The sequence below is a fragment of the Kitasatospora sp. NPDC059577 genome, assembly GCF_042735475.1.
Classification (GTDB): Bacteria; Actinomycetota; Actinomycetes; order Streptomycetales; family Streptomycetaceae; genus Kitasatospora.
In genome coordinates, this window is the sequence record NZ_JBHWBZ010000054.1 from 38516 (window position 1) to 63565 (window position 25050).

The 25050-nt window shown below is 73.8% G+C and carries 25 protein-coding genes, 1 pseudogene and 1 riboswitch; of the genes and pseudogenes, 16 read left to right on the top strand and 10 right to left on the bottom strand.

Going from position 1 to position 25050, the window contains the following annotated elements; genetic code table 11:
* The first annotated feature begins 166 nt into the window (after positions 1-166).
* The 3 genes from ACFV0O_RS31535 (at position 167) to ACFV0O_RS31545 (ending at position 3360) form a co-directional block, all read left to right on the top strand.
* On the top strand, positions 167-1210 hold the full coding sequence (locus ACFV0O_RS31535; RefSeq protein ID WP_380347160.1) for a hypothetical protein: 1044 nt from the start codon (positions 167-169) through the stop codon (positions 1208-1210).
* 7 nt (positions 1211-1217) lie between these two features.
* On the top strand, positions 1218-2246 hold the full coding sequence (locus ACFV0O_RS31540) for an N-acetylmuramoyl-L-alanine amidase (protein ID WP_380347162.1): 1029 nt from the start codon (positions 1218-1220) through the stop codon (positions 2244-2246).
* A gap of 217 nt (positions 2247-2463) precedes the next feature.
* A complete protein-coding gene (locus ACFV0O_RS31545; protein ID WP_360249554.1) occupies positions 2464-3360 on the top strand; it encodes a hypothetical protein in 897 nt (298 codons plus the stop codon).
* Positions 3361-3444: 84 nt separating this feature from the next.
* Here the strand turns inward: ACFV0O_RS31545 and ACFV0O_RS31550 are convergent, their stop codons facing one another.
* From ACFV0O_RS31550 to ACFV0O_RS31560, 3 genes are all read right to left on the bottom strand, one after another.
* A complete protein-coding gene (locus ACFV0O_RS31550; protein WP_360249551.1) occupies positions 3445-4506 on the bottom strand; it encodes a prenyltransferase in 1062 nt (353 codons plus the stop codon).
* Positions 4503-5246 carry a class I SAM-dependent methyltransferase gene (locus ACFV0O_RS31555; protein WP_360249548.1) on the bottom strand — a complete coding sequence of 248 codons (744 nt, stop codon included), beginning with the start codon at positions 5244-5246 and terminating at the stop codon, positions 4503-4505. The genes ACFV0O_RS31550 and ACFV0O_RS31555 overlap by 4 nt, the downstream gene beginning before the upstream one ends.
* A 116-nt stretch (positions 5247-5362) precedes the next feature.
* A complete protein-coding gene (locus ACFV0O_RS31560; protein WP_360249545.1) occupies positions 5363-6673 on the bottom strand; it encodes a glycosyltransferase family 4 protein in 1311 nt (436 codons plus the stop codon).
* A gap of 228 nt (positions 6674-6901) precedes the next feature.
* Between ACFV0O_RS31560 and ACFV0O_RS31565 the strand changes: the two genes are divergently transcribed.
* The 7 genes from ACFV0O_RS31565 to ACFV0O_RS31595 all read left to right on the top strand — a co-directional run bounded on the left by ACFV0O_RS31565 (position 6902) and on the right by ACFV0O_RS31595 (position 14265).
* Positions 6902-7528 (top strand): TetR family transcriptional regulator, encoded by a 627-nt coding sequence (locus tag ACFV0O_RS31565; RefSeq protein ID WP_380347164.1) that lies wholly within the window; start codon positions 6902-6904, stop codon positions 7526-7528.
* A gap of 115 nt (positions 7529-7643) precedes the next feature.
* A riboswitch (cobalamin riboswitch) is annotated at positions 7644-7720 on the top strand.
* Positions 7721-7826: 106 nt separating this feature from the next.
* Positions 7827-9083: a prenyltransferase/squalene oxidase repeat-containing protein gene (locus ACFV0O_RS31570; protein ID WP_380347166.1), complete on the top strand. Its 1257-nt coding sequence runs from the start codon at positions 7827-7829 to the stop codon at positions 9081-9083.
* Entirely contained in the window at positions 9080-9790 is a 711-nt protein-coding gene (locus ACFV0O_RS31575) for an SCO2322 family protein (RefSeq protein ID WP_380347167.1), read from the top strand. Before ACFV0O_RS31570 ends, ACFV0O_RS31575 begins: the two co-directional genes overlap by 4 nt.
* Positions 9791-9834: 44 nt before the next feature.
* Positions 9835-10992, top strand: a complete 1158-nt coding sequence (locus ACFV0O_RS31580) for an energy-coupling factor transporter transmembrane protein EcfT (RefSeq protein ID WP_380347169.1) — start codon at positions 9835-9837, stop codon at positions 10990-10992.
* Entirely contained in the window at positions 10989-12590 is a 1602-nt protein-coding gene (locus tag ACFV0O_RS31585) for an ABC transporter ATP-binding protein (RefSeq protein ID WP_380347170.1), read from the top strand. The genes ACFV0O_RS31580 and ACFV0O_RS31585 overlap by 4 nt, the downstream gene beginning before the upstream one ends.
* Positions 12587-13420: an ECF transporter S component gene (locus ACFV0O_RS31590; RefSeq protein ID WP_380347172.1), complete on the top strand. Its 834-nt coding sequence runs from the start codon at positions 12587-12589 to the stop codon at positions 13418-13420. The genes ACFV0O_RS31585 and ACFV0O_RS31590 overlap by 4 nt, the downstream gene beginning before the upstream one ends.
* 200 nt (positions 13421-13620) lie before the next feature.
* A complete protein-coding gene (locus tag ACFV0O_RS31595) occupies positions 13621-14265 on the top strand; it encodes a hypothetical protein (protein WP_380347174.1) in 645 nt (214 codons plus the stop codon).
* Here ACFV0O_RS31595 and ACFV0O_RS31600 read toward each other — a convergent pair.
* On the bottom strand, positions 14206-15057 hold the full coding sequence (locus ACFV0O_RS31600; RefSeq protein WP_380347175.1) for a helix-turn-helix domain-containing protein: 852 nt from the start codon (positions 15055-15057) through the stop codon (positions 14206-14208). The two genes, ACFV0O_RS31595 and ACFV0O_RS31600, sit on opposite strands and share 60 nt — an antisense overlap.
* 249 nt (positions 15058-15306) lie before the next feature.
* On the opposite strand from ACFV0O_RS31600, the gene ACFV0O_RS31605 reads away from it, so the two are divergent.
* The gene (locus tag ACFV0O_RS31605) at positions 15307-15447 is read left to right on the top strand and encodes a VOC family protein (RefSeq protein ID WP_380347177.1); all 141 of its coding nucleotides are present in this window, start codon (positions 15307-15309) and stop codon (positions 15445-15447) included.
* A gap of 7 nt (positions 15448-15454) precedes the next feature.
* Here the strand turns inward: ACFV0O_RS31605 and ACFV0O_RS31610 are convergent, their stop codons facing one another.
* A complete protein-coding gene (locus ACFV0O_RS31610; protein WP_380347179.1) occupies positions 15455-16531 on the bottom strand; it encodes an NAD(P)/FAD-dependent oxidoreductase in 1077 nt (358 codons plus the stop codon).
* Between the two features lie 158 nt (positions 16532-16689).
* On the opposite strand from ACFV0O_RS31610, the gene ACFV0O_RS31615 reads away from it, so the two are divergent.
* From ACFV0O_RS31615 to ACFV0O_RS31625, 3 genes are all read left to right on the top strand, one after another.
* Entirely contained in the window at positions 16690-17598 is a 909-nt protein-coding gene (locus ACFV0O_RS31615; protein WP_380347180.1) for an RNA polymerase sigma-70 factor, read from the top strand.
* 119 nt (positions 17599-17717) lie between these two features.
* Complete coding sequence (locus tag ACFV0O_RS31620; RefSeq protein WP_380347182.1) at positions 17718-18596, top strand: LysR family transcriptional regulator; 879 nt, start codon at positions 17718-17720, stop codon at positions 18594-18596.
* 250 nt (positions 18597-18846) lie between these two features.
* Positions 18847-19116, top strand: a complete 270-nt coding sequence (locus tag ACFV0O_RS31625) for a hypothetical protein (protein ID WP_380347200.1) — start codon at positions 18847-18849, stop codon at positions 19114-19116.
* Here ACFV0O_RS31625 and ACFV0O_RS31630 read toward each other — a convergent pair.
* Positions 19107-19252: pseudogene (locus ACFV0O_RS31630) on the bottom strand (antibiotic biosynthesis monooxygenase family protein); the annotation flags it as partial. The gene ACFV0O_RS31625 and the pseudogene ACFV0O_RS31630 sit on opposite strands and share 10 nt — an antisense overlap.
* Before the next feature lie 144 nt (positions 19253-19396).
* Here ACFV0O_RS31630 and ACFV0O_RS31635 point away from each other — a divergent pair.
* A complete protein-coding gene (locus tag ACFV0O_RS31635; protein WP_380347184.1) occupies positions 19397-19753 on the top strand; it encodes a hypothetical protein in 357 nt (118 codons plus the stop codon).
* Between the two features lie 386 nt (positions 19754-20139).
* Here ACFV0O_RS31635 and ACFV0O_RS31640 read toward each other — a convergent pair whose 3' ends face one another.
* Both ACFV0O_RS31640 and ACFV0O_RS31645 read right to left on the bottom strand, forming a co-directional pair.
* Positions 20140-20466: an antibiotic biosynthesis monooxygenase family protein gene (locus ACFV0O_RS31640; RefSeq protein ID WP_380347186.1), complete on the bottom strand. Its 327-nt coding sequence runs from the start codon at positions 20464-20466 to the stop codon at positions 20140-20142.
* Positions 20467-20515: 49 nt separating this feature from the next.
* A complete protein-coding gene (locus tag ACFV0O_RS31645; protein ID WP_380347187.1) occupies positions 20516-20926 on the bottom strand; it encodes a cupin domain-containing protein in 411 nt (136 codons plus the stop codon).
* A 47-nt stretch (positions 20927-20973) separates the two neighbouring features.
* Here ACFV0O_RS31645 and ACFV0O_RS31650 point away from each other — a divergent pair, with 47 nt between their 5' ends.
* Positions 20974-21465: a MarR family winged helix-turn-helix transcriptional regulator gene (locus ACFV0O_RS31650; protein ID WP_380347189.1), complete on the top strand. Its 492-nt coding sequence runs from the start codon at positions 20974-20976 to the stop codon at positions 21463-21465.
* Between the two features lie 209 nt (positions 21466-21674).
* Here the strand turns inward: ACFV0O_RS31650 and ACFV0O_RS31655 are convergent, their stop codons facing one another.
* Positions 21675-22151: a CYTH domain-containing protein gene (locus ACFV0O_RS31655; protein WP_380347191.1), complete on the bottom strand. Its 477-nt coding sequence runs from the start codon at positions 22149-22151 to the stop codon at positions 21675-21677.
* 130 nt (positions 22152-22281) lie between these two features.
* Positions 22282-24357, bottom strand: a complete 2076-nt coding sequence (locus tag ACFV0O_RS31660) for an MFS transporter (RefSeq protein ID WP_380347192.1) — start codon at positions 24355-24357, stop codon at positions 22282-22284.
* Positions 24358-25050 lie beyond the last annotated feature (693 nt).

The window sequence follows — 25050 nt, forward strand, 5'->3', positions numbered from 1 at the left end:
CACCCCCGCCGGGGGGGGCGGGCGGGGCGGGGGGGGGGGGGGGGCGGGGGGGGGGGGGCGCGCCCCCCCCCCCCCGGCCGCCCCCGCCCCCGCCCCCCGGGCCCCCGCGCCGGTCGCCCCGCAGTCGCCCGCAGGCCCGCAGACCCCCGTCGACCCCCGTCTCGGCATGGTCGCCCCACCGCCCGCCCCCGGCGCCGTCGGCGACCAGGGACCACCGCTGGGCGCCCGCCCGTACCTGGCCGAGGCACCCGGCTACGACCCGCCGACGGCCCCGATCCCCCGCACCACCGCACCGCCGCAGCCCCCGGCCGCCCCTCCCGCGGCCTCGCCGTTCCCCTCCCACGCGACGGCGCAGCACCAGGCCCCGCAGCACCAACCGCCGGGGGGCTACGGCTACCCCCAGCCCCCCGGAACCCCGCCGCAGCCCCCGTACGGCGCCCAGCCCCCGTACCCGGCCGCCGACCACCGGGCCGGCCACGAGGACGACGAGGACCGCCCGGCCAACCGCAGGGCCCCGCTGCTGATCGGCTTCGCCCTGCTCCTGGTGCTGGCGATCGGCGGCGGCCTGCTGTTCGCCGCCAGGGGCGGCGACAAGGACGGCCGGGCCGCACCGGCCGCGGCCGCCACCGGCGCCGGCAATCCGCAGCCCGCCCCGACGCCCACCGGGACGGACGCCGCACCGGGCGGCGCCGCGAGCGCCGCGGCCCCGCCCACCACCGCGCCCTCGCCGACCGCGACCGGTGCCGGGCCCGGCGCCCAGGCGCAGGCCCAGGCGCTGGACGGCCTGCTCGGCGAGGGGGAGAACGCCAAGGCCCCGATCGGCAGCGCCGTCGCCAAGGTGAGCAGCTGCCCGTCGAAGGCCGACATCGAGAGCGCGGCCCAGGTCTTCGACACCGGCGCCACCCAGCGCGCCACCCTGCTGGCCAAGCTCGCCCAACTCAGCGTCACGGACGTGCCGGGCGGCCAGGAGGCGCTGAACTCACTGAAATCCGCCTGGCAGTTGTCCGCCGACATCGACAAGGCGTACGCGAGCTGGGCGCGCGCCGTCGCCGCCCAGGGCTGCTCCGGCAGGGCCCCGACCACCCAGGACAAGAAGCACGCGGACGAGCTCAACCCGCAGGCGACCCAGGCGAAGACCGACTTCATGACCAAGTGGAACCCGATCGCCAACACCTACGGCCTCACCCCGCGGACCCAGGACAGGATCTGACCCACTCGTGACCGGCACAGCCCCCCGACCGCCCCGCCGTTCCACCCTGCTGCGCGTCACCACCGTGGTGGCCGCGGCCGTTCCGCTCTGCACGGCGGGCTGGTTCGGCTGGCAGGCCCTCGACCACCCCGACCCTGCGGGCGCCACAGCCGCCGCCGCCTCCGCCCCGCCCACGACGGCGGCCTCCCCCGGCGGAACCGGCACGGACAGCGCGACCGGCGCGACCGGCGCCGCCGACCCCGCCGCTGCGCCCCTCACGCCCCCCGTCGCGCCGCCGCCGAGCTCGGAGGCACCGGCGCCCGAACCGCCCGCCGGGACGCCCCCGCAGGCCCCGACCCCGCCCCCGACGGCCGCCGCGCCGGGCGGCCTCGCGGGCCGCACCGTCGTCCTCGACCCCGGCCACAACCCCGGCAACGTCGCGCACACCGCCGAGATCAACCGTCAGGTGGACATCGGCAACGCCCGCAAGGAGTGCGACACCACCGGGACCGAGACCAACGCCGGCTACAGCGAGGCCGAGTACACCCTGGACGTCTCCCGCCGGGCCCGCGCCATCCTGACCGCCCGGGGCGCCAAGGTCGTGCTGGTGCAGGACGGCGACCGCCCCTGGGGCCCGTGCATCGACGAGCGCGCCCGGGCCGGCGCCGACGCGCACGCCGACGCCGCGGTCTCGGTGCACGGGGACGGCGGCCCGGCGAGCGGCAGCGGCTTCCACGTGATCATGCCCGCCAGGGTGACGGCCGGGAAGGCGGACACCTCGGCGATCGTCGAACCCTCGCACCGGCTCGGCCTGCTGCTGCGCGACCGCTTCCACGCCGCGACCGGCGAGCCGTACGCCGACTACATCGCGGAGCAGGGCCTGGACACCCGCTCCGACCTGGGCGGCCTCAACCTGTCGACCGTCCCCAAGGTGTTCATCGAGTGCGGTAACATGCGCAACTCGACGGACGCGAAGCGGATGACGGACCCTCAGTGGCGCCAGCAGGCGGCCCAGGGGATCGCCGACGCGCTCACCGCGTTCCTGACGACTCAATGAGAAGACTCGAAGACCCAGTACGGAAGTTGAGCCGCACACCAGGCCGGGCGGCACTACCGCTCGGCCCGCCTGGTTTGCAACGACTTCGCCCCGTTCCCGGTCCCGCCGTGCACCGGCAGGACGGTTGGGCCTAGGCTTCTGGTCCGTTCGGGAGTTTCGGCCGGTCATCCCGACCGCACGAACCACCGTCCAAGACACGTCAACGAGGGGAACGTTAGTGAATCTGCGCGCTCTCACCAGGGGAGACGCCGCCGTCGCAGGCGCGGCCGTCCTGCTCTTCATCGCCTCCTTCCTGCCCTACTGGACCGTGAACTGCTCCGGCAAGTACTGCGGTCCGGACGCTTCGCAGAACGCGTGGAGCACCGAGCTGTTCCCCATCCTGCCCTCGATCTACCTGCTGGGCATCGCCGCGGCGGTGCTGATCCTGGTGCAGCGCTTCCAGGGCCAGGGGGCCGCCAACCGCCAGGTGCTCGGCCTGCGGCTGGACCAGTGGGGCATCGCCTTCGCCGTCGCGGCGCTCTGGACCTCGATCTGGTCGCTCGGCGGCGGCCCGTCCGGCGGCAGCATCAGCCACGGCTTCGGCGCCTGGCTCGGCTTCATCGCGCTGATCGTGCTCGCCGGTGCGGCGGCCGCCGGTCCGCTGCTGCCGGCGCTGAAGGCCCCGCTGGTCTCCGACAGCCCGGCCGTCCCGTACCAGGGCGGCTACCCCGTCCCGGGTCAGCCCGGTCACCCGGGTGCGCCCGGCCAGTACGGCTACCCGGCGCAGGGCCACGACCCGGCGTTCGGCGCCCAGGCCGGCTACGGCTACCCGGCCGCCGGCCAGCCGCAGCCCGGCCAGCCGGCCCAGCCGCAGGACGCCGGTGTCCCGGCCCCGCAGCCGAGCCCGGTCGCGCAGCAGGCCGCCCCGGCGGCGGACTTCCAGCCGTTCTGGTTCGCCGTCCCGGCGCCGCGTCAGCTCGCGCCGAAGGACAACCCGGCCGGCGCGCCGATCGGCGAGGTCGTGCCCGGTACCTGGTACCTGGCCGTCGAGCAGCGCGGCGCCGCGCTGGTCGCGCAGCTCGCGGACGGCACCCAGGGCGTGCTGACCGACACCACGGGCCTCCAGCGCGGCTGACGTCCCCGGACGCACGAGGAAGGGGCGGGACCGGTTCTCCGGTCCCGCCCCTTCGTCGTGCCCGTGCTCAGCGGCCGGTCGTGCTCAGCAGCAGTCCTGGACCACCAGTCCGGCGGGCAGCTGGTCCCCGCCGAAGACCGCGACCGTGGCCGGGTCCCCGCCGAGCGCGGCCACCGCGAGCAGCAGTGCCCCGGCCGTCCAGGTGGTGCGCTCCTCCGGCCAGATCGCGTCGTCCTCGAACACGTAGCCGGTCCAGTACGAGCCGTCCTCGTGCCGCAGGTGACGCTGGATCCAGCGCAGGATGTCCACCGCGCGGTCGGACTGCCCGATCGCCCAGAGCGCGAGCGCCAGCTCGGCGCTCTCGCCGCCGGTCACCCACGGGCGGTCGCTGACGCAGCGCACGCCGAGGCCGGGGACGACGAAGCGCTCCCAGTCCCGCTCGATCCGGGCCAGCGCCGCCTCGCCGCGCAGGCCGGTGCCGAGGACCGGGTAGTACCAGTCCATCGAGTAGCGGTCCTTGTCCAGGAACCGCTCCGGGTGGTGGGCAATGGCGTGCCGCAGCCGCCCGGCCGCGAGCTCCCAGTCGGGCTGGGGCTCCTCCAGGTAGTCGGCGATGGCCAGCCCGCAACGCAGCGCGTGCAGGATGCTGGACGAGCCGGTGAGCAGCCCCTCCTCGGTGGCGGTGCCGTCCTCGCCGACCCGCCAGGCGATCGGGCCGCCGGGCAGCCGCAGCGCGACGATGAAGTCCAGGGCGCGCCGGACGACCGGCCAGATCCACTCCAGGAACGCGTCGTCGCCGGTGCTCAGGTGGTGGTGCCAGACCCCGACCGCCACGTAGGCGCAGAAGTTGCTCTCCTTGGCGCGGTCGGTGACCACGCCGTCGGTGTAGGCGGCGTACCAGGAGCCGTCCGGGTTCTGGGTACCGGCGAGCCAGCGGTAGGCGGCCTCGGCGGCGGCGTGCTCGCCGGCCGTGTCGAGGGCCATCGCGGCCTCGGTGTGGTCCCAGGGGTCCAGGTGGTGGCCGGCGAACCACGGTATGGCGCCGTCGGGGCGCTGCTCGGCCAGGATGCTGCGCACGGTGTCGGCGGCCTGCTCGGCGTCGAGGACCCCGTCCAGGAGCAGCACCTCGGGGACGGCGGCGGTCACGCCACGCCGCCCGGGGCGCGGTTCGGCTTGGAGGCGTAGGCCACGAAGCTCTTGCCGATGACCGGGTTGAGCGCGCGCTCGGCGGCCTTGGTGAGGGTGCTGATCACCGGGGTGCCGACGATGTCCCAGACCAGCAGCTGGTGGTAGGCCTTGACCGGCAGCGCCTTGTCGTTGTCCACGCCGACCGCGCACTTGATCCACCAGTACGGCGAGTGCAGCGCGTGCGCGTGGTGGGTGCCGTACGGCTCCAGGCCGGCGTCCTTGAGCTTGCCGAGCAGTTCGTCGCCCCGGTAGATCCGGATGTGGCCGCCCTCGACCTCGTGGTACTCGTCGGACAGCGCCCAGCAGATCTTCTCGGGCAGCCAGCGCGGCACGGTGACGGCGAGCAGGCCGCCCGGCTTGAGGACGCGGAACATCTCGTTGAGCACGCCCTTGTCGTCGGGGATGTGCTCCATCACCTCGGAGATGATGATCTTGTCGAAGTACTCGTCCTCGAACGGCAGCGCCAGCGCGTTGCCCTCCATCGCGACCGCCGACGCGCCCTCGGGGGCCTCACCGGCCTGCTCCATCGCCGCGAACCACTTCCTGACCTCGGCGATCTCCTCGGTGTTCTGGTCGAGGGCGATCACGTTGGCGCCGCGGCGGTAGCACTCGAACGCGTGCCGGCCCCCGCCGCAGCCCAGGTCGAGCACCCGGTCGCCGGGGGCGAGCGGGAAGCGCGAGAAATCGACGGTCAGCACTGCAGGACTCCCATTCCTATTGCTACCAAGCGTCCTTGACGCTTCGTCACGCTTCGTTGGGCGGCGCGCGCCCCGGGCGGTGGATCCGCGCCGGGGGCGCGTCCGGCCCGGGCGGGCTAGGCCACGTACCGCCAGCCGGGCCCGGAGCGGGCCCGGGCGCCGGCGCCGGTGGCGATCGCCGCGCGGTAGGCCTCGGCGGTCAGCTCGGCGGCCCGCTCCCAGGTGAACCGGGCCAGCACCCGCTCCCGGCCGGCCGCGCCGAGACCCGCGCGCAGCTCCGGGTCGTCCAGCAGTCGGCCGAGCGCCGCGGCCAGCGCGTCCGCCTCGCCCGGCGGCACGGCCAGGCAGGTCTCCCCGTCCGGTCCGGCGACCTCGGGGATCGCCCCGCCGGTGGTGGCCACCAGCGGGGTGCCGGTGGCCATCGCCTCGGCGGCGGGCAGCGAGAAACCCTCGTACAGCGACGGGACGCAGGCCACCTCGGCCGAGCGGTACAGGTCGACCAGTTCCCCGTCGGTCAGGCCGCTGCGGAACTCGATGTGCTCCGCCAGGCCGAAGCGTCGCACCGCCTCGGCCACCGGCCCGTCGTCCTTCTGCGGCTTGCCGACCACCACCAGGTGGGCGTCCCGCTCGGTGCGGACCTTCGCGAGCGCCTCGACCAGGAAGACCAGGCCCTTCAGCGGGACGTCCGCGCTGGAGGTGGTGACGATCCGGCCGGGCACCCGCCCGACCGCGTCCGAGGGCGACCACAGACGGGTGTCGGCGCCGATCGGCACCACCGAGATCGCGCCGGGCGCGGCGCCCAGGTGCTCGGCGATCTCGCGCTGCGAGCTGCCGGAGACGGTGATCACGTGGTCCAGCCGGGCGGCGACCCGGCGCTGCATCCGGGTGAAGGCGTACCAGCGGCGCAGCGACAGCCGCTTGAGCCGGGTGGGGGCCGCGTCCAGCTCCAGCTGCCGGTCCACGGTGATCGGGTGGTGGATCGTGGTGACCAGCGGGAAGCCGTGCCGGGCCAGGCCGAGCAGGCCGTAGCCGAGGGTCTGGTTGTCGTGCACCACGTCGTAGCGGCCCTTGTGCCGGGCCAGGTACCGGCGGGCGCGCAGCGAGAAGGTGAGCGGCTCGGGGAAGCCGCCGGTGCGCATGGTGGCGAACTCCAGCACGTCCACCGGGTCGCGGAACTCACCGCGGTCGGGGGTGCGGAACGGGTCGTCGGCGCGGTAGAGGTCCAGGCTGGGCAGCTCCACCAGGCGCACCGAACCGGGGCCCTCGACGTCGTCCAGCACCGGGTAGGGCTGGGCCCCGATCACGTCCACGTGGTGGCCGAGCCTGGCCAGCTCACGGGAGAGGTGCCGTACGTACACGCCCTGACCGCCGCAGAAGGGGTCCCCGCGGTACGACAGCAGGGCAATCCGCAGCGGCTGCGCGGTCATCGTGGGCCCTCATCTCTAGCTGCTATCTGTGCTGCCGGTCGCTAAAGTAGATCAGGTTTCAGTGGCTGGGGAACTCGTCGTCGACCACGTGAACAATGAGAGACCTCGAAGATACCGGCCCGTAGCTTTCCCTCAGGAGCCAGGGCTGGTGATTCCCGCCACGCCGGACCTCGCCCACCTTGCCGATCCGTGGAGCACACCGCCACTCTCGCCCGCCCGGGAGCACCCTTGCCGCCGTCGACCGAGCCCCTGACCCCGACCCCCCTCGTGCCCCGGCCCGGTGAGCTGCCGCTGACCACGCGCCAGGCCGAGCGCCGCCGGCGGATCCTGCGGGCCGCCACCGCGCTGGCCGCCCGGGGCGGGTACGAGGCGGTGCAGATGCGGGAGGTCGCGGAGAGCGCGCAGGTCGCGCTGGGCACGCTCTACCGGTACTTCCCGTCCAAGGTCCACCTGCTGGTCGCGGTGATGCTGGAACAGCTCCAAGGCCTGCACGAGCACATCCGGCGCCACCCGCCGACCGACCCGGAACCGGCCCTGCGGGTCGCCGACACCCTCACCCGGGCTTTCCACGCGTTGCAGCGCGAACCGCTGCTGGCCGAGGCGATGGTCCGGGCGCTGTCCTTCGCCGACCGCTCGGTCGGCGCCGAGGTGGACCAGGTCAGCGCCGCCACCGGACAGCTCATCCTGGACGCGATCGGCCAGTCCGGCCCGGCCAGCGAGAGCCAGCGCGCGGCCGTCCGGGTGATCGAGCACACCTGGCACTCGGCACTCGTCGCCTGGTTGTCCGGGCGCGCCTCGATCGCCGAGGTCCGGGCCGACCTGCACACGGCGGCCCGGCTGCTCACCCTGCCCTGACCGCACCCCGGTCCGACACCCGCCGACTGGAACCTGTTCCTGCTACGGCGCGGTGGCCCACGCGCTCCGGCGGCTAGAGTCGACGGACAGCACAACTCCATCCGCTCCTCCCCCGGGGGAAGCCGGTGCGAATCCGGCGCTGACCCCGCAACCGTGAGTCCGGCCCCCTGGCCCGGACGAGTCGGAGCACCCGGGGCGGGGCGAGCGGCCAGTCCGGACGCACGCGCCCGGCACCGTCGAGGACTACGGAACGGCCCCGCCCGGGCCACCACCGCTCACCGAAAGGCACAACCGCACCATGCTGACCGCCGCCCGCCTGGGCGCCGCCGCCCTGTCCGCCGCGCTGCTCACCGGCGTCGCCGCCGGACCGGCCCTGGCCGACAGCCCCTCGCCGACCCCCGCCGCCGTCCCCGACGGCCTGTACGGGAAGGGCGACCCGACCTACGACGGCGTCTGGCGGCAGTCGCTCGCGCTCACCGCGCTGACCGCCGCCAAGGTCACGCCCGCCGACTCGGCGGTCGGCTGGCTCACCGGCCAGCAGTGCGAGGACGGCGGCTGGCCCTCCTACCGGGCAGCCGGCGCGGCCTGCGACCCCAAGACCGAGGACAGCAACGCCACCGCCGTCGCCATCCAGGCCCTGGCCGCCCTCGGCGGGCACCAGCCGGCCGTCGACAAGGGCGTCGCCTGGCTCAAGGCCAACCAGAACGCCGACGGCAGCTGGGCCTACAACCCGGGCAGCCCGGGCGACGCCAACTCCACCGGACTCGCCGTCAACGCGCTGTTCGCCGCCCGGACCGACCCGGCGAGCGTCGCCAAGGCGGGCACCGGCGGCGCCGCGAAGAACGCCTTCGACGGCCTCGCCCGCTTCCAGCTCGGCTGCACGGCCCCCGTCGACCAGCGCGGCGCCTTCGCCTACCAGCCGGACGCCGCCACCGGCGCCCTCGCCCCCAACGCCCTGGCGAGCGGCCAGGCCGCGCTCGCCGCCGCCGGCGGACACCTGCCGGTCGTCGGCTCGGTGCGCGCCGACGACGAGGCCAAGCCGCTCGCCTGCGCAGACGGCTCCGCGCCCGCCACCGTGCCGCACGCCGAGTCGGGCGAGGCCGTCGCCGCCTACCTCGCCGCCCAGTTGGAGGCCGGCGGCAACCACCTCACCCTCACCACGCCGGGCGCCGCCCCGACCCCCGACCACACCGCGACCGCCTGGGCCGCCCTCGCCCTCGTCCAGAGCGGCCACCCCGACCAGGCCGCCAACGCCACCGACTGGCTCGAAGGCCAGGAAGCCACCTGGACCAAGAACGGCACCGACGCCGGCGCCACCGCCACCCTGCTGCTCGTCGCCCAGGCCGGCCACCGCGCCACCGCCGACCTCACCGGCAAGCTCACCGCCCTCGGCCCGGCCCCCAAGGCCGCCGCCACCACTGCGGACGAGACCACCTCGGCGAAGAAGAAGAACGACGGCATCGGCCAGTACTGGATCATCGGCGTCGGCCTGCTCATCGGCATCGGCGGCGGCCTCCTGCTCAGCCTCCAGCGCAAGCGCAACCCGCACCTGTGACGCACCCGAACCACCGGGCCCGCGCCGTCCGCGCGCACGGTCGCGGCGCCCGTACCCGGCGCCGCACCACCGCACTGCTCCTGCCGCTGGTCGGGGCACTGCTGGTGGTCGCCGGTGCCGCTCCCGCACAGGCGGCGGGATACCGGTACTGGTCGTTCTGGCGCGGCACGGACGGCGGCTGGGCCTACCAACAGCAGGGCCCGGCGATCGCCGTACCACCGGACGGGGCCGTGGACGGCTGGCGGTTCGCGATGAGCCCGGACGGCGGGCAGGACGCCGCGAAACCGCGGACGGCCGCGAGCTTCGCCGACATCTGCGCGCAGACGCCCGCGCAGGAGGGGCACAAGCGGGTCGCCGTCGTGCTGGACTTCGGGACCCCCGAGGACGCCGGATCGGCCGGGGCGGTGCCCGAGCCGCGGACGACGTGCGCCGCCGTCGCGCCGCGGGCCACCTCGGCCGAGGTGCTGGCCGCCGTCGCACCGCCGCTGCGGTACGACACCAACGGGCTGCTGTGCGCCATCGCCGGGTACCCGACGGCGGGCTGCGGCGACCAGGTCGGCGCGGCGGGCGCGGCCGGGCCGGCCGGGCCCGGTCCGTCCGGCGACCACGGCGGCGGCCCGGACATCGGGCTGATCGCCGGCGGCGCGCTGGTCGCCGTCCTCGCCGGCGGCGCCGTCTGGCAGGCGCGCCGGCGCCGCACCCCGTGAAGCCGTGAACCTGCGAAGCCGTGAAGCCGCGAAGCCGTGAAGCCATGGACCCGCGAAGCCGTGAAGCCGTGAACCCCGCCCAGGAAGCCGCCGTGCGCAGCACCTCCACCCGTAGCACCCGACCGCCCACCGGGCCCCGCCAACTGCACCCCGGGGCGTGGTGGTTGTGGGCGCTCGGGCTGGGCGCGGCGGCGACCCGCACCACCAACCCGGCGATCCTGCTGCTGCTCGCCGCCGTCGCCGGGTACGTGGTCGCGGCCCGGCGCGGCGACGCGCCCTGGTCGCGGTCGTACGGGGCGTTCCTGCGGCTGGGCCTGCTGGTGCTCGGGATCCGGCTGGTGTTCGCGGTGTTCCTCGGCTCGCCGATCCCCGGCACCCACGTGCTGTTCACGCTGCCCGAAGTGCCGCTGCCCGCCTGGGCGCAGGGCGTGCGGATCGGCGGCCGGGTGACCGTCGAAGGCCTGCTCGCGGCGCTGTACGACGGGCTGCGCCTGGCGACCCTGCTGGTCTGCGTCGGCGCCGCCAACTCCCTGGCCAGCCCGGCCCGGCTGCTGCGCACCCTGCCCGGCGCGCTCTACGAGGCGGGCGTGGCCGTGGTGGTGGCGATGACCTTCGCCCCCAACCTGGTCGCGGACGTCCGCCGGCTGCGCGCCGCACGGCGGCTGCGCGGCCGCAGCGACAAGGGCGTCACGGCCGTGCTGAGCGTCGGACTGCCCGTGCTGGAGGGTGCGTTGGAGCGCTCCATCGCGCTGGCCGCCGCGATGGACACCCGCGGATTCGGCCGCACCGCCGACGTCCCGCGCCGGCTCGCCCGGGTGACGGCCGCACTCACCCTGGCCGGACTGCTCGGCGTCTGCCTCGCCGCGTACGGGCTGCTGACCGCCAGCGGCACCGGCTGGGCCCTCCCGGTGCTGGCGCTCGGCCTGGCCGCCGCCTTCGCCGGACTGCTCCTCGGCAGCCGGCGATCCGTCAGGACCCGCTACCGGCCCGACCCCTGGGCGCTGCCCGAGTGGCTGACCGCCGGATCCGGAGTCGCCGTGGCGGCCCTCACCACCTACCTGGCCGCACGGGACCCGGCCGCCTTCGCCCCCACCGTCGTCCCGCCGACCGTCCCCGCGCTGCCGCTGGCCGCCGTCCTGACCGTCCTGCTCGGCCTGGTACCGGCGTTCGCCGCCCCGACCCCGCCCCGGAGGGCATCGTGATCACCTTCGAGCAGGTCTCCGTCCGGTACGACGAGTCCGCCGCACCCGTCCTCGACGGCGTCGACCTCACCGTCCCCGAGGGTGAACTCTGCCTGCTGGTGGGCCCGTCGGGCTCCGGCAAGTCGACCCTGCTGGGCGCGGTCAGCGGCCTGGTGCCGCACTTCACCGGCGGCGTCCTGCACGGCCGGGTCACCGTCGGCGGCCGGGACACCCGGGAACACCGGCCGCGCGAACTCGCCGACCTGGTCGGCACGGTGGGGCAGGACCCGCTGGCGCACTTCGTCACCGACACGGTGGAGGACGAACTCGCCTACGGCATGGAGTCACTCGGCCTGCCGGGCGACGTGATGCGCCGCCGGGTGGAGGAGACCCTCGACCTGCTCGGCCTCGCCGACCTGCGCGACCGCGCGCTGGGCTCCCTCTCCGGCGGCCAGCAGCAACGCGTCGCCATCGGCTCGGTGCTCACCGTGCACCCGCGGGTGCTGGTCCTCGACGAGCCGACCTCGGCCCTGGACCCGGGCGCGGCCGAGGAGGTACTGGCCGTCCTGCAGCGACTGGTGCACGACCTCGGCACCACCGTGCTGATGGCCGAGCACCGGCTGGAACGCGTCGTCCAGTACGCCGACCAGGTGCTGCTGCTGACCCCGGGCGCGCCCCCGGTGCTGGGCGAACCGGCCGACGTGATGGCGCACTCGCCGGTGCACCCGCCCGTCGTCGGCCTCGGCCGGCTCGCCGGCTGGCGGCCGCTTCCCCTGTCGGTGCGCGACGCGCGACGCAGGGCGGCGTCCCTGCGCGCCGAGCTGGACGGCCGCGCGCCCGCCGCCGCGCCCGCCCCCACCGGGGAACCGATCGCCGTCACCGACCGCCTCGCCGTCCGGCGCGGCCCGGTCCACGCCCTGCGCGGCGTGGACCTCGCACTCCGCCCCGGCGAGATCACCGCGCTGATGGGCCGCAACGGCGCCGGCAAGTCCACCCTGCTCGGCGGCCTGGTCGGCCTGCACGCCCCCGCCTCCGGCAGCGTCCGGGTCGGCGGCCGCGTCCCGCACCGCACCCGCCCCGCCGAACTGATCCGGCAGGTCGGCCTCGTCCCGCAGGACCCGCGCGACCTGCTGTACGGCGAGTCCGTCGCCGCCGAATGCGCGGCGGCCGACACCGACGCGGGCGCCGAACCCGGCACCTGCCGCGCCTTGGTCGAACGCCTGCTGCCCGGCATCGCCGACGCCGCCCACCCGCGCGACCTCTCCGAGGGCCAGCGGCTCACCCTCGCACTCGCCGTCGTGCTCACCGCCCGGCCCCCGCTGCTGCTGCTCGACGAGCCGACCCGCGGCCTGGACTACGCGGCCAAGGCCCGGCTGGTGGAGATCCTGCGCGGCCTCGCCGCCGAGGGCCACGCGGTGCTGCTGGCGACCCACGACGTCGAGCTGGCGGCCGAACTCGCCCACCGCACGGTGATCCTGGCCGAGGGCGAGATCGTCGCGGACGGACCGACGGCCGAAGTCGTGGTCTCCTCCCCCGCGTTCGCCCCGCAGGTCGCCAAGGTGCTGGCGCCGGGGCCGTGGCTCACCGTGCGCCAGGTCGGGGAGGCGATCGGCGCATGAGCCGTCCGGTCCCGCTCGGCCGACGGTCGGTCGCGGTGCTGTCGTTGACCTCGCTGGTCGGCGTCGCCGCCTTCGGCTGGCCGCTGCTCGCCTCGACCAAGTCCGCGCTGGTCGGCCACGCCACCGACGCGCCCTGGCTGTTCGCGCTGCTGCTGCCCCTCCTGCTCGCCGTCGTCGTCGCGCAGATCTCCGAAGGGCGGCAGGCGGGCGGCGGCGCCCCGGGGCTCGACGCCAAGTCCGTCGCGCTGCTGGGCGTCCTGGCGGCGGCAGGCGCGGCGCTGCGCCCCCTCGGCGCCGGAACGGCCGGACTGGAGCCGATGTTCTTCCTGATGGTGCTGTCCGGGAGGGTGCTCGGCCCCGGTTTCGGCTTCGTCCTGGGCTCGTTGTCGATGTTCGCCTCCGCGCTGCTCACCGGCGGGGTCGGGCCGTGGCTGCCGTTCCAGATGCTGGCGATGGGCTGGGTCTGCCTCGGCGCGGGACTGCTGCCGGGCTCCGCCGCGCTGCGCGGACGCCGCGAACTCCTGCTGCTGGCGGGATACGGCGCGGTGTCCGCCCTGTTGTACGGCACCATCATGAACCTGCAGGGCTGGCCGTACATCGGCGGACTGGCCGGCTCCGTCTCCTTCGTCCCCGGCGCCCCGCTGCCCGCCAACCTGGTCCGCTTCGCCGCCTACTGCCTGACCACGTCACTGGGTTGGGACCTGCCCAGGGCCGCGCTGACCGTCGTCCTGTGCCTCACCCTCGGCACCCCCGTCCTGCGCGCCCTGCGCCGCACCACTCGCCGGGCCGCCTTCGACGCGCCGGTCACCTTCCGACCGCCGGAAGGGTGAACTGCCGTTCCCCCGCGCGCCGTACGCCCCGACCCCTACCGCACCAACGGCGACCAGGTGATCCTGTACGGCTGCAACGCCACCAACCCCAACCAGCTGTTCCGCGTCGAGGACGGCTACATCGAGGTCCGCGACACCCTCTGAACCCGCCTGCTCGTAGGGTGGACATCCGTACGTCGCAGCAGAACGGAGTTCCCCGCGTGTCCGAAGAGCCCGAGGTTCCTGACGCATCCGAGGTGTCCGACGAGGACGAGGTGTCCGACGAGGACGAGTCGCCCTGGATCGTCGCGGCGTGCCCGGTCACCCCCGAACTGGTCGCCCAGATCGCCGGAATGATGGAACTCGACTGGGAGGACCCCGAGCCCACCGAGAAGGCGATGCTCGCCGCCGGCTGGCGCTCGACCGGCGACTACCTGGGCGAGTTCAACGAGAAGGCGTACACGCCCGCCGGGCACCTCGTGTACGGGGACGACCGCTTCGCCATGCCGTTCGCGTACGAGTACTGGATCCACCCCGACGGGGCGTGGACGGAGGACTTCTGGGGAGAGCAGCCCGGCTGGCGGAGCGTCGTCGACCCGCCGGCCGGGGAGTTCGACGCCCAACTGGACTCCGTCGCCGGTCACTTCACCGCCCTGCTCGGGCCACCCGACCACGACGTCGTCTACCGGAAGGACCGCTGGCGGTACCGGATCTGGCGGCGGGGCGACAACGTCCTGGTCGTCGCCCCGGGCCTGGACGGCTTCTCGTACTCCCAGTTCGAGCACGCCTACGTCCAGATCCGCCGGCTACCCGCAGGGACGCCGCTCCCGCCCACCGCCGAGCTGCCCGACTTCCTCACCTGGTGAGCACCGGCCACACCACCGCCCGACACCGGCCACGGGCCGCCCGCACATCCCGTCCCACCCGGGACATTCGTGCCGGCGCGGCCCGTCCGTCGTGCTCGGTGCCGCAGGAACGGACGGCACCTTCGCCAACCGCCCTGCCAGGATCGCCCCCACACTGTGCGTGACCCGCTCCGGCAGCGGCGCCGCGAGGATTCCGGTCAGCGCCTCCCGCGTCCACCCACCCGCGAGCAGCCCCTCCACCCGCGCGGCCTGGTCGGACAGCGGCTTCCCCGCCAGCGCCATCCGAGGCTCCCGGCGCCCGAGGTCCAGCAGCAGCGCCATGCCCGCCGTCGACCTCCGGGAAGGAAGGACGGAAGGTTCTTCCATTTCCTCCCCTTTCGGTTCCTTGGAAGGGCTTCCCGCCTCCCCGGCACCCACCGCCCCCGGTCCAGGCACCCCGGCGGCCGGAGACACGGGAAGCGGTGGCACCGCGTGGACGGCCTTCCCCGTGGTCACCGGCACCTCATGAACCGAAACGACCGTCCGCACCTGCCCCGTCACCGGATCGCGAAGCGTCCGCCGGACGTAGTGCCCGGCCGTCTCCAGCTCCCGCAACGCCCGGGAGACCGTCGCCCGCCCCTCCACACTCTTCGCCGCGAGCGTGCGGATGTCCTCACGCGCCCCATCCGGCAGACTGAGCAGGTAGCTCAGGAGCCCGCGCGCCGCCCAACTCAGCGAGTGCTTACGGACGACGTGGCCGTTGTCGAGGATCGTGTACCCGGGCGCATGCTTGGGGATACGATGAATCTGCATCTTGGAGTTCTCTCTCCTGGTGCCATACCCCGGGGTGTTGGTAGCACCGCCGGGGCTTTCTCTTGCCCACCCACCGAGCGCCCCACAGGAACGCCCGGCACCGCAATGTTCACCGATATGCCGTAACCATGCGTCAAACTCCGCCTCAGATCCCCCATTCGGGCGGCGCAAGCGCACACGCACCAGCGCGCGCCGGGCGCGCGAGCTGGGGACACCTGCCGTATCACTGCTGACCAGCCACCGTCGGACGTGGACGGTGTGACCTCCCAGGCCGTGGCGGCAGGCGCCGAGTTGCTCGCGCCGCCGGCCGACATGCCCTACGGCGCCCGGCAGTCGGTGCTGCGCGACCCGTTCGGCCACGTCCGGATCTTCCTGACGCCCCTCGCGTGATCCCCGCTCACGCACCCGTTCCCGTCCGGGCGCCGTACTTGCCGCCGCGGGAGGCGAGTTCCTTGATCACGACCCCGGTGCGGCCGCTGACGTGCGCCCGCCGGAGGGTGTCGTCGCGCCGGGTGAACTGGCCGACGGCGTTGTCGCGGCCGAGGGTGACGGCGCGGGCGATGTAGCGCGGCGTGTACGGCGTGGGGGTGCGGCCGGCGATCAGACGGGCCACGTTGTCGACGGCGTGGGCGGCCTGCGGGCCGGCCAGGGCACAGGCGAAGCGGGCCCCGGGGACCGCGGCGCAGTCGCCGACGGCGAAGATCCGTTCGTCGTCGACGCTGCGCAGTGACGCCTCCACGACCGCGCGGCCGTCCCCGTCCACGGTCAGACCGCTGCGCGTCGCCAGGTCGGGGACCCCGGACACGATCGCCCACAGCGTGAGGTCGGAGATCAGTGACACGCCCGACCGCAGGTGCACGACGCCGTCGGCGGCCGCCGTGACGCTGTCGTCCGTGATCTCGACCCGCAACCGCTCCAGCCCGGCCCGGACCTTCCGGTACGCCCGGCCGGTGAAGCCGTCGGCGACCGCCGGCCCGACGATCCGCACCGTCAGGTCCGGCCGCGCCCCTGCCACCTCGGCCGCTGTCTCGATGCCCGTCGCGCCGCCGCCGACCACCGTCACCGTGCTGCCCGGCGTCAGCGAGGCGAGCAGTGCCCGCGCCCGCTCCGCCCCCTCCCAGGTACCGACCGGGACGGTGCCCGGCAGCGGCCGCACCGTGCTGCCCACGGCGAGGAACGCCCAGTCGAAGGAGAGGGACGTGCCGTCGCCGAGGACGACCCGGCCGTCGGCGATCCGGTCGACGGCGCCGACCCGCAGCGCCACCCCGGTGCGGAGCATCGCCGCGATCGGCGTCGCGGCGACGGCCGTCCCGGCGACCTGCTGGTGCAGCCGGACGCGTTCCACGAAGTCGGGGCGCGGGTTGACCACCGTGACCTCGGCGGCCCGCACCTTCCTCGCGACCCGGTTGGCCGCGAGCATCCCCGCGTACCCGGCGCCCACCACGACGACCTTCATCTCGGGAATCACCCTCATCTCTGCCTCCCTGCCGTCTGCTCGTCGGCATGGAGATACCGACGGGCCCGGAGCCGTGACACCGCACCGGTGTGGCGCGGGACACACGGCGCGGCATGTCACGGATCGGCCGGGTCCGGCGTCCTGTGGGAGGCAGCGCCGAACCAGGAGGAGAGACCATGAGCAGCGAGAGCGACGACGGCCGCCGTCCCGACCCGGCCACCGAGGCGTTCGTCGCCCACCGCAACCTGCTCTTCACCGTCGCCTACGAGATGCTCGGCTCGGCGGTGGACGCCGAGGACGTCCTGCAGGAGACCTGGCTGCGCTGGGCGGGCGTCGACCTCGCCACGGTGCGCGACCACCGCGCCTACCTGGTCCGGATCACCACCCGGCAGGCACTCGGACGGCTGCGCACGCTCAGCCGGCGCAGGGAGTCGTACGTCGGGCCGTGGCTGCCCGAACCGCTGCTCACCTCGCCCGACGTGGCCGAACAGGTCGAGCTGGCCGACAGCATCTCGATGGCGATGATGATGGTCCTGGAGACCCTCGCGCCCACCGAGCGGGCCGTGTTCGTCCTGCGCGAGGTGTTCGACCTCGGGTACGAGGAGATCGCCGGGGCCGTCGACAAGACCCCGGTCGCGGTCCGCCAGATCGCCCACCGGGCGCGGGCGCACGTCGCGGCGCGCCGTCCGCGCGGCACCGTCTCGCCGGAACAGGCCCGGACCGCGATCGCGGCCTTCCAGCGGGCCGTCGAGACCGGTGACCTGCAGGGCCTGCTGGACCTCCTCGCCCCCGACGTGGTCGCCCTCAGCGACGGCGGCGGCATCAAGCAGGCCATGCCGCGGCCCACCGTCGGGGCCGAGCCGGTCGCCCGCCTGCTGACCGCCGGCGTCGCCCTGTGGGGCCCGGTGGTGACGACCGAACCGGCCCAGGTCAACGGGCACCCGGCGCTGGTCCTGCGGATCGACGGGGAGATCGACCTGGTGGTGGCGATGCGGCTCGACGAGGGACTGATCACCGGCATCTACTCGGTGCGCAACCCGGAGAAGCTGACGTACATGACGCGGGAGACGACGGTGAGCCTCTGAGCCGCGTTCCCTCGATCCCGTCCGACGTTTCCGAACGCACGCGCACGGTGCGACCTGGCACGGCCGTACGCTGTCCCGCAACACGGACAGACGAGGTCGTTCGGAAGTCGGGGAAACCAGTGGAACTACGTCAGTTGCGCGTCTTCGAGGCCGTCGTCGCCCACCGCACCGTGCCCGGCGCGGCCGTGGCGCTCGGACTCGCCCCGTCCTCCGTCTCGGAGCAGATCCGCACGCTGGAGCGGAGCCTGGGCACCGAGCTGTTCGAACGGGCCCTGCGCGGTATGACCCTCACCCCGGCCGGGGAGCGGCTGTTGCCGTGGTCCCGGCGGCTGCTGGAGCAGGCCGAGCAGGCCCGGCGGGAGGTGGTCGCGGTCCGCGCCCGGCTGCGGCTCGGCGCACTGGGGAGCATCGCGGCCACCCACCTGCCCGCCGTGCTCGCCCGGCTCGCCGAACACCGGCCCGGCCTGGAGATATCCCTGCACACCGGCACCGCCCGGGACGGCCTGCTCGGCGGGGTCGCGGCCGGAGCCCTGGAGGCGGCGCTGATCCTGGACACCGCCGGCCCGCTCGGCGACCTCGGCTTCTACCTGCCGCCGGCCCCGCTCGACCACGTCGACCTGCAGGACGTCCCGCTCGCCCTGGTCGCCGCCCCCACCGACCCGCTCGCCGGCGCCACCTCGCTCACCCGCGAGCACCTGCGCGGCCGGCGGCTCCTCGTCGACACCCCCGCCTGTTCCTTCCACCTCGCCGGCGAGCGCCTGTTCGGCCAGGACGTCGACCGCGTCCGCACCGGCGGTGTCGCCGTCACCCGTGCCTGCGCCGAACAGGGCCTCGGCGTCGCGCTCCTACCGGAGTTCGCGGTCCACGACCAGCTGGCCGCCGGCACCCTGGTCCGCCTGCCGCTCGATCCCCCGCCGCTGCGCCTGCGCCTGGTCTGGCGCAGCGGCCGCGAGACCGTGCCGGGCCTGCGCGAGGTCCTGTACGCCGCCCCGGCCTGAGCCCGCCCGACCACCGGAGGCGGTCACCGGGCAGCGGCCTTGGCGCCCACACGGCAGCGACGTAGCGGGCGGTGCACGACTCGGGAGCGCGAACCCGGCGGCCCGGGCCACCGCCGCGAACGGAGATCAGCCGGACGGGACCCGAAGCCCCTTCCGGTGAAGGCGAGTTGAGCCCCCGGGAGCCGGTTGACGGGATGGACCGGCGTACGTACGGTCCAGGGTGGACACGGTCCACATCCAGGGGGTCACCGTGAGGCATGTCGACTTGGCCGGGCAGGGCGAGCAGATCGATCCGAGCAACCCGGGGCACTGGCTCGCCCTGGCCCTGGTCTGCGGACTCTTCACCCTCGGCCTGCTGGTCTTCAGACGCAAGGTCACGCCCCGCGGCTGGATCGGCCGGTCACCCGCCTTCCAGCGGATCTTCCCGAAGGTCTGGGGCGGACTCGTCATGACGGTCACGGGCACAGCCGTCGTCGGAATGCTGCTGAGCAGCCTGGGCCTGCACCCCACGGGCCGGTAGCCGCACGCCCCGCACCCACCGCGGGCGCCCGGGACGTGCGTCGGGCCCTCCCTATCCAGGCCTGGAAGGACTCCTCGTCACGCCAGCGCGTGTAGACGAGGTAGTTGTCGGCGCCCTCGACCGGGCAGCGCATCTCCGGATGCATCTTTGCGCCATGGCCGAAGACCTGGCGACTCGCGCTCCGGGGTACACCGCATTCGGCGATCGGCGTCCACCCCGCACTGGAATTCACTCGCTATCCAGGAGGTGGCAGAGTACAAAGGAAGACGCACCTCCATTCGTGACCGCTCAGCTTCCATTGACAGCACCCCGGATCTGTAGTGATGTCAGGAATTGGATCGATGGGATCGGTGGGATCGATCGCCCGATCAACGAACCTGGTGACAATCTCATTGCCCTGAACGTTCGACACCGCGACCTGGCGGTCGAAGTCGACTTTCATGACTTCAACCAGGCCGCCGATGTAGTGGATCGAGTAGTTCATGGCGACATCAGGATACCTGTCAAATACGGCCTTGATGTCATCGAAAAAGGCGGCGTGGTGAATTGGTCCGACCTTCGGCTTCGTCTTCATGAATTCTCCAGAGGTTCCAGTGCCGCCTGGCCGCTCATCAGTCAACATGCGCAACGCGCCTGACGGGAAGGTGCGCCGCCTGATTCGCAATTTCATTGCCGCTCTACAGCGCCGGACGGCCAAGCTGTCGCCATTGCGACCGCACCCATGCTGGATCAGCCGAGAGAGCCGGTGGGGGAGGAGTCCGCCCACTGCGCGAACCTCATCCGGTCCATGTTCACCTTTCATGCTAGCGCTCACGCCACCCACCGTCCTGGTGACTCTCGGTAGCCGCCGCCTTGGCCAATATTCACCGCCAGATCGGATGCACTTCCCGTCCTCCTCGACAACCAGTCCCGGTCAGCCGCCACTCACCTCCCCCTCATCGCTGGCGGCCGAGCAAGCACTTCGGGCCCCGCCCCGCCAGGGGAAGGGCCCGAAGGAAGAGAAGGAACAGCGACCAGGCAGACTCAGGCGTTCTTAGGGCCGGTCGACTGGACGACGTCGAAGGACCAGAGGGTGGAGCCGGAGGCCGCGGGGCGCTTGGGGGCCTCGCCCTCACCGCCGTTCTGGTGGGCCGACTTCATGGGGCCCTCCATCCAGGCCTGGAAGGACTCCTCGTCACGCCAGCGCGTGTAGACGAGGTAGTTGTCGGTGCCCTCGACCGGGCGGAGCAGCTCGAACCACTCGAAGCCGTCGGAGCCCTCGACCGAACCGGCGCGGGAGGCGAAGCGCTTCTCCAGCACCTCGCGCTGCTCGGCGGGAACGGTCAGTACGTTGATCTTGACTACGCTCATGGCTCCATCCTGCCGCACAGAACAGGACGGGCGGCGGGCGACCGGCCGGTCAGGCGATCCAGGCCGGGAGGACCCGCTCGGCGTCGCGCGGGGCCATGTCACAGGCGCCTTCGGGGGTGATGGCGTCGGGGTTGTAGGCGCGGGAGGGGGAGGTGGAGGCGACGACGGCGGTGAAGCCCTCGGCGGTGGTGATGCGGCGGGCGGTGTCGGCGGGCAGGACGAGGGTGTCGCCGGTGGCGAGTTCGTGCTTCTCCCCGGCCAGTTCGACGGCGGCGGAGCCGTCGAGGAAGGTCCAGATCTGCTCGGCGTCCATGGCGTGGAGCGGGCCCTGGGTGCCGGCCCGCATGTCGACCTGCCACATCGCGAGGGTGGCGGAGCCCTGGGTGGGCGAGGCGAAGGTGGTCATCTCGGCGTTCGGGGTCTCGGACCGGCGGGCGTCGGAGCGGCGGATCACGGACATGGTGGTGGAACCCCCTAAGATGGACAATCAAGTTGTCTATATGGTCAATGAGGTTGTCTATCGTGTCAAGTGAACCGGCCCCGCCCGGCTTCGAACTGCCGCTGCGCCTGCTCCTCGCCTTCCGGACGATCATCGACGAACTGCACGAGCGCATCGCCCGGGAAGGACACCCGGACCTGCGCCCGATGCACGGCTTCGTCTTCCAGGCGATCGGCCCGCACGGCACCACCGCCGTCGAACTCGGCCGCAGCCTCGGCGTCTCCAAGCAGGCCGCCGGCAAGACCGTCGAACAGCTGGAGCAGCTCGGCTACGTCGAGCGCGGCAGCGACCCGGCCGACGCCCGCCGCAAGGTGGTCCGGCTCACCGACCGGGGCGTGGACTGCCTGGTCCGCTCGGCCCGGATCTTCGACGAACTGCGCGCCGAGTGGTCCGCCACCCTCGGCGAGGAGCAGCTGCGCCAGGTGGAGGACGGCCTCCGCCGGCTCGCCCCCGGCGACCCGTTCCGCCTCGACACCCCGCGCTGGTTCGGCTCGCCGTGAGGCAACGACGCGGACGCACGCGTGCCACCCCGCCGCAGGAGGACGGGGTGGCACGGGTGCGCGCGGCCACTGGCCGACGGTCGGCAGCTTCGCCGTGAGCGCGGTCGGGACGCCGACCACGGTGGTCGGGTCGAGCAGCTTCGAGTCCGGCGGACGGGCGGCCCGGCCCGGCCGGCTGCCCTCGGGGTCCCGCCCGGGCCGCCGAGACGTCAGGCCTGCGGGAGTCCCCGCGTCGCGAGGGTCTGGTTCTTGTACGCCGCGACACCGGTGATCTCGGCGCCGAACCAGTCCGGCGGGGTGAAGGCCTCGGCCTCGGCGACCGAGCCGAACTCGACCTCGGCGGTCAGCAGGCCCGCCAACTCCCCCTGGTAGACGTCGACCTCGACGGTGACGCCGGCCGAGTCGAAGGTGTACCGGTCCTTGAGCAGCCGGGCGCCCTCGGTGGCCGGCCAGAGCTCGGTGAACTCCTCCTCGCCGAGCTCGCGCTCCACCTCGACGCGGACGGCGGAGGCCCCCGCCTTGCCGCGCTTGACGCCGAGGACGTGGCTGCCGCCGATCCGGCGCAGCCGCACCTCGGTCCCGTCGTCCTTGATCGCGATGTAGCCCTGGTCGATGTGCTGCCGCACCGCCGTCTCCGGCGGTTCGAAGGCGTCCAGCCGGAACTTGCGCTCGATTTCGAGCGGCATGCCGCACCCTCTCGACGGAGTTCCCCCGGCGGCCGACGCGGCCGGGGCCGGTAGGCGACGATACGTCACCCGGTCGCGCCCTGCCGCTCCCACCGGCCCGGACGCCTCAGAACGACCGCCCCTCGCCACCTCAGAACGACCGCCCCTCGCCGCCCCGGTACGGCGGCTCCGGCCCGACCGGGTCGGGCTTGTCCCGCAGGTCGGCGCAGAGCGTGGAGCTGAGCCTGGTCAGCAGTTCGGCGAGGTCGGTGTACTGCTTCTCGTCCCAGTCGCCCAGCAGGTCGGCGAGTTGGGCGCGCCGGGCGGCGACCAGTCGCAGTGCGGCCTCCTCCCCCGGTTCGGTGAGCCGCAGGGGCAGCCCCCCGTTCCGCGCGGCCAGCCCCCGGCCCTCCACCTCCCGGACGGCGTCCTCGACGACGGCGATCGGCACGATCCGCCGCTCGGCCAGTTCCGCCGGTTCGACCGAGCCGTGCTGGTGCATCTGCAGGAGCAGCCAGCTGGAGGCGGGCAGCAGGTCCAGCCCGGCGGTGGCGGTGATCCGCCGGAAGAGGTCGCGACGGGCCTCGCGGGTGCTCAGCACCGAGAGCGCGCGGGCGATCTCGTCCAGGGAGCTGCGCTCCACCGGGTTCAGCCCGATGGACTCGCTCAGGTCGGGCGCGGTGACGGTGGAGCGCAGTGGCTGCTCCCGCAGGAACAGCGACAGCACGAAGGCGACCACCGCGACGGGCACCGCGTACAGGAAGACGCGGGTGATCGACTCCGCGTAGGCGTGGTAGATCCCCTCCTGGACGGGGGCGGGCAGCTGCGGGATGACCCGCGGGTCGGTGGTGATGGCCTCGGGCCGGAACCCGGGCGGCAGTGGCACGCCCGCCAGGACGTCGGCGAGCCGGTCGCGCAGTCCGCTCGCGAAGACCGTGCCGAAGATGGAGACGCCGAAGGAGGCCCCGATGGACCGGAAGAAGGTCACGCCGGCGGTGGCCACGCCGAGGTCCTCGTAGCCGACCGAGTTCTGCACGATCAGCACCAGCACCTGCATCACCAGGCCCAGCCCGAGGCCGAAGACCAGGAAGTAGAAGCTCATCTCGGTGGTGCTGCTGTGCTCGTCCAGCCGGGAGAGCAGCAGCAGTCCCACCGTCGTCACGGCGGTCCCGGCGATCGGGAAGATCCGGTAGTGGCCGGTGCGGGCGACGATCTGGCCGGAGCCGATGGAGGTGACCAGCATGCCCAGCACCATCGGCAGCATGTGGATGCCGGACGTGGTGGGCGAGACCTGCATGACCACCTGGAGGAAGGTCGGCAGGTAGGTGAGCGCGCCGAACATCGCGAAGCCGATCACGAAGGAGATCACCGCGACCAGGCTGAAGGTCCGTGAGCGGAACAGCCGCAGCGGCAGGACCGGCTCGACGGCCGTCCGCTCGACCAGGACGAAGGCGAGCAGCAGCACCATGCCGAGCACGCCGAGGCCGGTGATCTGCCAGGAGTTCCAGTCCCAGGTGGTGCCGCCGAGCGAGGTCATCAGCACCAGGCAGGTGGCGACGGCGGCGATCAGTGCGGTGCCGAGGTAGTCGATCCGGTGCTCGCGCCGCGCCTCCGTCGGGTGCAGCACCGCGGCGATCACCACCAGGGCGACGATGCCGATCGGCAGGTTGATGTAGAAGACCCAGCGCCAGCTGAGGTGGTCGACGAACAGCCCGCCGAGCAGCGGCCCGAGCACGCTGGTCACGCCGAACACGGCGCCGAACAGGCCCTGGTAGCGGCCGCGGTCGCGGGGCGGGACGAGGTCGCCGACGATCGCCTGGGAGAGCACCATCAAACCGCCGCCGCCCAGGCCCTGGAGTGCCCGGAAGGCGATCAGCTCCCCCATGTTCTGCGCGACGCCGCACAGCACCGAGCCGATCAGGAAGATCACGATGGAGGCCTGGAAGAAGCGCTTCCGGCCGTACATGTCGCCGAGCTTGCCCCAGAGCGGGGTCGCGGCGGTGGAGGCCAGCAGGTAGGCGGTGACCACCCAGGACAGGTGGTCGAGGCCGCCGAGGTCGCTGACGATGGTGGGCAGCGCGGTGGAGACGATGGTCTGGTCGAGGGCCGCGAGCAGCATCGCCAGCAGCAGGGCCCCGATCGGCACCCAGAGGTTGTGGACGGCGACCGTCGGCGGGCCGGGCTCGCCCGCCGGGCTCCGGTCGGACGCGGCGAGCGGATCCGTCATGGCGTCTCCGTGGGCATGGCGTCTCCGAAGGGTCGCGGGCCCCGGCTGCCGGGCCCCGTGCGGATGATCACTCCCAGCTCACCATGCTGGCAGATTCGTCCAGTTTTGTTCCTCCGGGTTGAGCCGAACGTAAGCATCGGGGACATCGGCGGCGTCCGGGGCGTTCTCGGGGGAGCCAACCGGCACCAACCGGCACAACACCCCCGCCGGAGGCAGGACGCCCCTGTCCCGCCCCCGGGACGTCCTGCATAATCAGGCGCGATCGTGCGCCCCGGGCCCCGCCCGGGAGCCGTCGAGACCGCCCGCGAGACCGACCGAAACCGAGGAGGACCGGCCGATGCCGGACCAGCACTGCCCGACGTGCGGCACCGCACGCTCGACCGGGTGCGGCTGCGTCCCGGACCCGAGCCTCACCGAGACGGCCGTCCTCCCCCACATCGAGGGCCCGCCGCTGGTGCGCCCGTACGTCTCGCAGACCGCCGGCCAGGTGGCCGAGGAGCCGTCGGCGCCAGCGCCGCCGGTGGGCCCCGTCGCGACCCCCCGGCGGCCGCCCGGCGCCCCCCCCGGGCGGCACGCCCGCCCCGGGGGCCACCGGCGTGTCCCCGATCCCCCAGCCGTATGCCCTGTCTCTTATACACAAAATACGATGCCGACGACTCGAGATGTGTATATCTCTGTGTGATCATGAGCATT

What these genes read in the sequence shown, in the direction of transcription:
- ACFV0O_RS31535 (WP_380347160.1), top strand. Translation starts at nt 167, where the DNA reads ATGGTCGCCCCACCGCCCGCCCCCGGCGCCGTCGGCGACCAGGGACCA.
- ACFV0O_RS31560 (WP_360249545.1), bottom strand. Translation starts at nt 6,673, where the DNA reads ATGACCGCGCAGCCGCTGCGGATTGCCCTGCTGTCGTACCGCGGGGAC.
- ACFV0O_RS31570 (WP_380347166.1), top strand. Translation starts at nt 7,827, where the DNA reads ATGCTGACCGCCGCCCGCCTGGGCGCCGCCGCCCTGTCCGCCGCGCTG.
- ACFV0O_RS31580 (WP_380347169.1), top strand. Translation starts at nt 9,835, where the DNA reads ATGGACCCGCGAAGCCGTGAAGCCGTGAACCCCGCCCAGGAAGCCGCC.
- ACFV0O_RS31590 (WP_380347172.1), top strand. Translation starts at nt 12,587, where the DNA reads ATGAGCCGTCCGGTCCCGCTCGGCCGACGGTCGGTCGCGGTGCTGTCG.
- ACFV0O_RS31600 (WP_380347175.1), bottom strand. Translation starts at nt 15,057, where the DNA reads ATGCAGATTCATCGTATCCCCAAGCATGCGCCCGGGTACACGATCCTC.
- ACFV0O_RS31610 (WP_380347179.1), bottom strand. Translation starts at nt 16,531, where the DNA reads ATGAGGGTGATTCCCGAGATGAAGGTCGTCGTGGTGGGCGCCGGGTAC.
- ACFV0O_RS31615 (WP_380347180.1), top strand. Translation starts at nt 16,690, where the DNA reads ATGAGCAGCGAGAGCGACGACGGCCGCCGTCCCGACCCGGCCACCGAG.
- ACFV0O_RS31640 (WP_380347186.1), bottom strand. Translation starts at nt 20,466, where the DNA reads ATGAGCGTAGTCAAGATCAACGTACTGACCGTTCCCGCCGAGCAGCGC.
- ACFV0O_RS31645 (WP_380347187.1), bottom strand. Translation starts at nt 20,926, where the DNA reads ATGTCCGTGATCCGCCGCTCCGACGCCCGCCGGTCCGAGACCCCGAAC.
- ACFV0O_RS31650 (WP_380347189.1), top strand. Translation starts at nt 20,974, where the DNA reads ATGAGGTTGTCTATCGTGTCAAGTGAACCGGCCCCGCCCGGCTTCGAA.
- ACFV0O_RS31655 (WP_380347191.1), bottom strand. Translation starts at nt 22,151, where the DNA reads ATGCCGCTCGAAATCGAGCGCAAGTTCCGGCTGGACGCCTTCGAACCG.
- ACFV0O_RS31660 (WP_380347192.1), bottom strand. Translation starts at nt 24,357, where the DNA reads ATGACGGATCCGCTCGCCGCGTCCGACCGGAGCCCGGCGGGCGAGCCC.